Source organism: Dethiosulfatibacter sp. (assembly GCF_983023055.1).
In genome coordinates this window covers 5,314-6,984 of sequence record NZ_CEZJXU010000091.1, presented here as the reverse complement: position 1 = coordinate 6,984, position 1,671 = coordinate 5,314, and the positions used below count along the sequence as shown (strand labels likewise).

3 protein-coding genes are annotated in these 1,671 nt (G+C 37.9%); all 3 read right to left on the bottom strand.

From position 1 onward, the window contains the following. A partial coding sequence (locus tag AC3AX0_RS04830) for a serine hydroxymethyltransferase (protein ID WP_487549176.1) occupies positions 1 to 965 on the bottom strand: 965 nt, incomplete at its 3' end. Positions 966 to 1,039: 74 nt separating this feature from the next. Then, on the bottom strand, positions 1,040 to 1,300 hold the full coding sequence (locus AC3AX0_RS04825) for a metal-sensitive transcriptional regulator (protein WP_487549175.1): 261 nt from the start codon (positions 1,298 to 1,300) through the stop codon (positions 1,040 to 1,042). Position 1,301: 1 nt separating this feature from the next. Beyond that, positions 1,302 to 1,671: SoxR reducing system RseC family protein (locus tag AC3AX0_RS04820; RefSeq protein WP_487549174.1), on the bottom strand; the 370-nt coding region annotated here is incomplete at its 5' end.

The window sequence follows — 1,671 nt, the reverse complement described above, 5'->3', positions numbered from 1 at the left end:
TCCTTGCTTCTCATGTCTATAAGGATAAGATGGTTGTCTGTTCCGTCTGAAACAAGTCTGAATCCTCTTTCCTTAAGCTGTACTGCAAGTTCTGCTGCATTTTTAACAACCTGCTCCTGATATCCCTTGAAGTCATCCTCAAGTGCTTCCTTAAAACAAACAGCCTTTGCTGCTATAACATGCATCAATGGTCCACCTTGAATTCCCGGGAATATGGCCTTGTCTATAGCCTTTGCAAATTCTGCCTTGCAAAGTATAGCTCCACCTCTTGGCCCTCTGAGTGTTTTATGCGTGGTTGTTGTAACAAAGTCGGCATATTCAACTGGATTCTGGTGAAGTCCTGCAGCAATTAGACCGGCAATATGAGCCATGTCAACCATTAGGTATGCTCCTACCTCATCGGCGATTTCCCTGAACTTTGCAAAATCTATTTTTCTGGAATATGCACTTGCACCTGCAACTATCATTTTAGGCTTTGATTCAATAGCAATTTTTCTAACTTCTTCATAATCAAGAACTTCAGTTTCAGGATTCACTCCATAAGGAACTATTTCAAAATATTTTCCTGAAATATTTACAGGACTTCCGTGCGTTAGGTGTCCACCTTCAGTAAGCTTCATTCCCAGTATTTTGTCCCCAGGCTGAAGCACTGCAAAATAAACGCCTAGGTTTGCATTTGCTCCAGAGTGAGGCTGAACATTGGCGTGATCTGCGTTAAAAAGTTTCTTTAGTCTGTCAATTGCAAGTGTTTCCGCTTCATCTACAAACTCACATCCACCGTAATATCTCTTTCCTGGATATCCTTCTGCGTACTTGTTTGTCAGCTGGCTTCCCATTGCCTCAAGTACAGGCATTGAAACAACATTTTCAGAAGCAATAAGTTCAAGGTTTCTGTGTTGTCTTCCTATTTCCCTTTGGATTGATTCATAAATTTCTACATCTGTGTTTTTTAAATTTTCAAACATGTAAACTCCTCCATTTTTTTATTTCCATAAATATCATTAAAGTTCCTTTTTATAGCAGAAATTATGGAAATATTCTATTTAGAATATTTTATTATTATATTTAACAGTTCTTCCAAGGCTTTTTCAGGATCTTCAGCTTCCGCTCTCTGTTGGAAACAGTTTTTGGCATAGTTTTCCATAACAATGCCTCCAACCTTGTTCAAGGCGGATTTTGCTGCTGAAATCTGTATTAGTACATCACCACAGAATTCACCGTTTTCAATCATTCTTTGAATGCCCTTAACCTGACCTTCAATTCTTTTCATTCTATTAAGCAATTGTTTGTTTGAATCCATTTTATTCACCTCTATAAGGATTTATGCTTTCAATTATATCATTTTGCTTAAAAAATTTCTTGTCTACAATTCTAAGAATATAAAACGAAACCACAAGGGACAATACTCCAATTGCCGAGGAGACTATTTCCTTGTTTCCCCATTCTATAAAATTATAGGCCATTATTGATGAGAGAACCATAACCAGGAGAGGAATTCCATAGGCAACCATTGAATACAGCAATATATTGGTGTCCTTTGTAATAATTGATAAAAGCTGTCCTGGAAAGAAATCATCATTCTTAACCTTTAATATATGGCCTGTGTCTGTACATTGGCTTCCGCAGGAAGCGCAATTGTCGCCGCAGGCCGATGCCCTTGCTATTTTTATA

Coding starts and splice junctions, on each gene's coding strand:
- AC3AX0_RS04825 (WP_487549175.1), bottom strand. CDS start 1,300: ATGGATTCAAACAAACAATTGCTTAATAGAATGAAAAGAATTGAAGGT.